Here is a 6,284-nt window from a genome sequence, read left to right on the forward strand (position 1 = left end):
AATCGGCTCAAACATGAAGAAATGAAATGACTGAGTCAGCCGAGAAGAATTTCCCCGCTTATTCGCACCTTCCCTAACGTGAGAAGTATTGTGTACTGGAGGGAGTTAATTTAACAATTTGAATTTACGTTATAGGTTTTACTGCTACTTTGATATTATTTCGCTCTCCTTAACTAAAAAGTTAAGTGGAGAGCGAAGTTAATATGTTAAATCACAGGGTATTTATTAATTTTTTCAGTCTGTTAGTGTGCGATTATCGATAACAAAACGATATTTCACATCACCGCGCAGCATTCGCTCATAGGCTTCATTAATTTGATCGGCCCGAATCATCTCTATATCAGCCACGATGCCATGTTCGGCGCAAAAATCGAGCATCTCCTGAGTTTCTGGAATGCCGCCAATCATAGAACCGGCTATCGCACGGCGTTTCATGATCAGGTTGAAAACTTCCGGCGATTTATGCGGTGTCGCAGGCGCACCAACCAGCGTCATGGTGCCATCACGCTTCAGCAAGGTGGTAAAATCGTCGAGATTATGTGGCGCAGCTACTGTATTCAAAATGAAATCGAAACTCTTCAGATGAGCCGCCATCTCATCGGCATTGCGTGAGTTAACAACTTCATCGGCCCCCAGGGCTTTTGCCGCTTCGCGTTTTGCCTCAGAAGTGGTAAATGCCACCACATGTGCCCCCATCGCGTGGGCCAGCTTAATCCCCATATGTCCCAGACCGCCGATGCCGACCACGCCCACTTTTTTACCCGGCCCGGCCTGCCAGTGACGTAGCGGCGAGTACGTGGTGATCCCTGCACACAACAAAGGAGCCACCGCCGCCAGCTGCTCTTGCGGGTGACGAATACGCAGAACATATCGCTCATGAACGACGATCTGTTGTGAGTAGCCGCCCAGAGTATGGCCCGGTTCGTCCGGCGTTGGCGAGTTATAGGTGCCGGTCATGTGATCACAGTAGTTTTCCAGCCCGTCTTCACACTCTTCGCAATGCTTACAACTGTCGACAATGCAGCCGACACCGACCAGATCGCCCGGCGCATATTTTTTTACCTGATCACCAACGGCTACCACACGCCCCACAATTTCATGACCCGGCACGCAGGGATAAACCGTCCCCGCCCACTCGGAACGGACCTGGTGGAGATCGGAATGGCAGACGCCACAGTAAGCGATTTCGATTTTGACATCATTCGGTCCCGGTTCACGCCGGGTGATATCCATCGGTTCAAGTGGTTGTTTAGCGGAATATGCACCAACAGCTTTGATCTTCATTGTGTTTACTCCTGATTAGCTATGTGTATTTGGCGACGCCTGATATGTCATCGCGGCAAAACGCGTCCATTGAATATAGCCAATATTTAAACCACCCGATCCAGCCCCAACATGCCGCGAGCCTGAATGAAACAGAGCAGCAACGTTCCCCATAAGGCCATCGTCAGGTAGGGGCTTATACCGAGAATATTGAAGCCGCTTTCAATAATTTGCAGAAGAAACAGCGCCAGCACCATACCAATTATCCGCCCGCTGCCGCCGTCCGGATTAACCCCGCCGAGTACTGCCGCGAGGATTGACACCAGCAAGTACGATTCGCCATAAGAGGCCTTAGCCGAGTTGAGTTTCGACATCATCAAAAATGCCGCTACCGCACAAAGCAAGGCGGAAATGACATAAACCCAAATCAGCACCCGACGAGTGTTAATGCCGGAGTAAAGTGTTGCTCGTTCGTTAGACCCAATCAGGTAAATGGCTTTACCGAGCGGCGTTTTCTCCAGCAATATCCACAGCCCCAGTGCCACTGCGGCAAACAACCACATCGGTAGCGGAATACCGAACCATTGCGCATGATTCAACCACAGCACCCATGAGGGATAATTGGCAATGGCGCTACCACCTGTCACCAGAATATTTATCCCTTTGAGCAACGTCATCATCCCAAGCGTTGCAAGAATTGGCGACACTCGAATACCAGCAATCAATACGCCGTTACATAAACCGATTATCACCGCCGCGCCAGCGCCCGCCAGTAACGTAGCGACAACCGTAGCAATACCCGGTGGATACTGAGTCGCCACCCACGCCATCACCAGTGAACAGGCGTTAGCAGTGGCTATAATTGACAAGTTAATGCCACCGCAAAGCATGGTCACCGCCATAGCCAACGCCAGAATGCCCAGCACGGGCATTTGCGAAGCGACGGACTGGAAATTACTTATCGACCAGAAAATCTCCGGCATAGTAATGCTGAACGCGGCAACAGTTAGCACCAGCAGGCCGATCAAGTAAAACTCAACGTTATTACGCCACGATTTTTTCATAGCAGACTCCGGTTCTGATGCTGACTCCACGCCGTGGCACTAATGCTGGCAACGATGATGATGCCGGTGATCAATGTTTGCCAGTAAGACGAGACTCCCAATAAATTTAGCCCGTTTTGCATCACTGCCAACAACACCACGCCGAGCAAAGTACCGGTTAACGTGCCGCGCCCGCCGAGCAAACTAGTGCCGCCAAGCACCACCGCAGCCAGTACTGTCAGCTCATAACCCAGAAGAGAATCGGGGGCGACAGTCATCACCGTCCACGACTGCACTACACCCGCAGCGCCAGACATCAATCCCATATAGCCATAGACGAAAAGTTGCAGTTTCAGCACGCTAAAGCCGATGCGACTGGCTGATTCGCGGTTCCCGCCAAGGGCATAAATTTTGCGCCCTACACTGGTGAAATTCATGATAAACGCTGTTAGCAGCACCACCGTAATCATGGCGATCAGCGGCAGACCAAGGCCATAGTCATAGCCATCAGCATCGGTGTACTTGAACAACATAACCCCCTGCTCAAACCACGGCGGAAAGTCGTACAGCCACACACCTTTACTCAACCATAACAGCAGGCCATAGAAAATATTCAGCGTCGAGATAGTGATGATGATAGAAGGCACCCGTAGGCGATTAACCAGTAAGGCGTTAATTAAGCCAAGTAAAATGCCGATGCAGCCCGCCAGTGCAAACGCGACAGCGAAGTTGCCACCAATTTTTTGCAGCAACAGCACCATGCCGTATTGCGCAATGATGGTCATTGCTGGAAACGAAATATCAATTCCACCGGAAATCAACACCACAAACAAACCACAGGCGAGAATAGTCAACATGGCATAGTTATTGGCGAGATCGTACAAATTACCGAATGTCAGAAACTCGTCGCTGCGCCAGGCAAGGCCAACAAACAGCACCACAATCAGTAATGCCAGCCAGAATTCATGGCGTTTTTTCAGTTCAGCCATTTACCACCTCCGCAATCCTGGCCTGAGAACTGCTGTCAGGCAGGAAGCTATGGGTGATCTGACCTTTTTGCATTACCAAAATCCGGTGGCTTTGATACCACGCTTCTTCAATTTCATCGCAGATCATCAATACCGCAATGCCATGAGCCGCCAGATCGCTGATAATGCCGTATATTCCTGCTTTGTTGGCGATATCAACACCGACTGTCGGGCTATCGAGAATCAACAGTCGTGGCCCAATCGCCAGCCATTTGGCGATCGATACTCGCTGCGCGTTACCACCAGAAAGCGTATTCACCGGGAGATGAGGATCAGAGACTTTGATGGTCAATGCCTTGATTAGCCTGTCCACCAGGTCACGCACTTTAGCTTCACTCAGAAAGCCGAAGCGATCTTTTACCTTGTGAAAAACAGTGCTAATGATGTTGTCTTCAATAGATTGCGCCATCACCAAACCGCGCGACATGCGATCTTCCGAAACATAACCAATACCGTGGCGGATGGCGTCCTGGTTACTATGCAGTGTAACCGGCTGGCCGTTGATGAGGATCTCGCCAGCATCCGGTCGGGTCATACCAAACAGACTCAGACATAATTCCGTGCGCCCCGCACCAAGCAGGCCAACAATCGATACCACTTCGCCCGCTTCCACCCGCAAGTTAATATTTAGATATTCCCCATGACGACTTAAATTACGCACCTCCAGCACCGGGGTGCTGGATTTTCCCTGCCACAACTCTCGCACCTGATATTCAAACTCCTGGCCGGTCATCAGGAAACCGAGTTGTTTTGTGGTCATCTCTGCAGCCGGAAAAGTCCCGACCAGCTCACCATCTTTCAGCACTGAAATACGGTCGGAAACTTCCATCACTTCTTCCAGACGATGACTGACGAAGACCACGCAGATCCCGCGTTCCCGCAATTGATGCACCACCTGTAATAACCCTTGCACTTCCTGATGGGTCAGCGAAGCGGTTGGTTCATCCATCACGATCAACCGTGCGTCCTGCGCCAGTGCACGGCAAATTGCCACCAGCTGACAGCGGGCAATTGAAAGCTCAGAAACGAGCGTATCCAGTGGCAATGTGACGTTAATACTGGTCATTGCCGCCTGCGCCACCTCACGCAGACGACGTCGGTTAACAAACAGACCGTGGTGATAGTGATTCACGGCGATATTCTCCCAGACACTCAGGTTAGGAAATAAAGAGAGGTCCTGATAAATCACCTGAATCCCCTGCGCCACCGAAGCGGCGGGTGTCAGCTTTGACCATTTTTTCCCACCAAGCGTAATTTCCGCTCCCTCATCCGGGCGATAAACACCGGACATAATTTTGATCAACGTCGATTTACCACAGCCGTTTTGCCCGGCAAGGCAGTGCACTTCACCCGACATAAAGTCGAGAGAAACATCGCGCAGCGCTCGCGTGGCATGAAACGTTTTGTTGATATGACGAAGGGAAAGGAAGGTTTCCATAACATCCCCTGGCAATAAGAATCGGGGCTTTCGCCCCGAAGAAATGGATTAATAAAGTGAGTCGATATTGTCTTTGTTGACCAGTAATACCTTATGGAAACGGATAATTCGCTTATCCATATCTACGTCGGCCTTACCCAGATTCTGCATTTCTAATCCAGGTTTGATCTCTTCACCCTTCAGCAACGTGCTGGCGACGGCTGCGAGTGCGTAACCTGCAGAGGCCGGATCGTAAGTAATCCCTTCGGTGATATCACCACTTTTAATCAGTGATGCCGCCTGTGAAGGGATCATCATGCCATAGACTGCGACTTTATTTTTCGCCCGTTTCTCTTTCACCGCACGTCCCGCGCCAATCGGACCGTTTGAACCAAAGGAGACAACCGCTTTTAAGTCAGGATAGGTTTTCATCAGGTCCAGTGTGGTACGACGTGAGTCATCCACACTCTCGGCAACCGGCATGCGGCGGGTAACTTCATGCATATCCGGGTAATGCTCTTTCTGGTATTTCACCAGCAAGTCAGCCCATAAGTTATGCTGCGGCACGGTCAAACTACCCACGTAAATCACATAGCCGCCCTTGCCCCCCATGCGTTTCGCCATATGCTCAACATATTCAGCGGCAAATTTTTCGTTATCAATGATTTCGATATCCCAGTTAGCACTTGGCTGACCGGGGGATTCGTTGGTCAGAACCACAATTCCGGCATCTCGCGCTTTTTTGAATACCGGTTCCAGCACGTTGGCATCGTTTGGCACGATAGTAATTGCATTAACCTTACGGGCGATTAAATCCTCAATAATTTTAACCTGTTGCGGAGCATCAGTACTTGAAGGCCCCACCTGTGACGCATTAACACCAAAGGCTTTACCCGCCTCAACCACACCTTCGCCCATGCGATTAAACCACGGCATACCATCGACTTTAGAAATATTCACCACGACTTTTTCCGCTGCCTGGAGCGGCGCAGAAATTAGCGCAGCGCCTAATAACAGCGAAGACACCATATTGATAACAAAACGTTTATTCATCATTTCAGCCTCATTGCAGGGTAGTCAGGAAGTGTTCGCCCAAATTAGCGCGCTGGAGAGAATAAGAATTTTCGAATATTTTTATGCAGAATAAACAGCCCTATTTCAGGCAGCTATTAAAAATATGGTTATAAATATGGACAAAACGGGCAGCAACAATAAGTGTGACATTCATCACGTAAAAAATAGCAAAATAAACAAAATTAGCGATATTTTATGTGTGTGAGTTTATTTCGCGTATATAAATAGTTATCTACACAACGTCAATAAGGGCATATTCTTCAAAGATAACGTCCATTTCTGGTGAATAGCTTCCTTCTGCCTGGAAAAAACGACGGTGTTCATTACGCCAATATTCAAGACTGAGGTCACCTTCACCTTCCTTACGGGCAAGCTCCGCGGTGAGGTGATGCTGCCAACTTACTGATTTAGTGTATGATGGTGTTTTTGAGGTGCTCCAGTGGCTTCTGTTTCTATCAG

The 6,284-nt window shown here is 49.5% G+C and carries 6 protein-coding genes; all 6 read right to left on the bottom strand.

The genetic code is table 11. The features are described from left to right. Positions 1 to 234: 234 nt before the first annotated feature. Positions 235 to 1,284, bottom strand: coding sequence for an NADPH-dependent aldehyde reductase YahK (gene yahK, locus OQV04_RS23095; RefSeq protein ID WP_000692757.1), 1,050 nt, complete (start codon positions 1,282 to 1,284; stop codon positions 235 to 237). An 86-nt stretch (positions 1,285 to 1,370) separates the two neighbouring features. After that, positions 1,371 to 2,327: an ABC transporter permease gene (locus tag OQV04_RS23100; protein ID WP_000750339.1), complete on the bottom strand. Its 957-nt coding sequence runs from the start codon at positions 2,325 to 2,327 to the stop codon at positions 1,371 to 1,373. Then, positions 2,324 to 3,295 (bottom strand): ABC transporter permease, encoded by a 972-nt coding sequence (locus OQV04_RS23105; protein WP_000818900.1) that lies wholly within the window; start codon positions 3,293 to 3,295, stop codon positions 2,324 to 2,326. The genes OQV04_RS23100 and OQV04_RS23105 overlap by 4 nt, the downstream gene beginning before the upstream one ends. Then, positions 3,288 to 4,772: a sugar ABC transporter ATP-binding protein gene (locus OQV04_RS23110; protein WP_000447322.1), complete on the bottom strand. Its 1,485-nt coding sequence runs from the start codon at positions 4,770 to 4,772 to the stop codon at positions 3,288 to 3,290. The genes OQV04_RS23105 and OQV04_RS23110 overlap by 8 nt, the downstream gene beginning before the upstream one ends. A gap of 48 nt (positions 4,773 to 4,820) precedes the next feature. Next, a complete protein-coding gene (locus OQV04_RS23115; RefSeq protein WP_001042107.1) occupies positions 4,821 to 5,804 on the bottom strand; it encodes an autoinducer 2 ABC transporter substrate-binding protein in 984 nt (327 codons plus the stop codon). Between the two features lie 253 nt (positions 5,805 to 6,057). Further along, positions 6,058 to 6,284 (bottom strand): ASCH domain-containing protein (locus OQV04_RS23120; protein ID WP_332643002.1); only part of this gene is annotated, 227 nt, incomplete at its 5' end.

The organism is Escherichia sp. Lx600-2 (assembly GCF_036662595.1).
GTDB lineage: Bacteria > Pseudomonadota > Gammaproteobacteria > Enterobacterales > Enterobacteriaceae > Escherichia > Escherichia coli.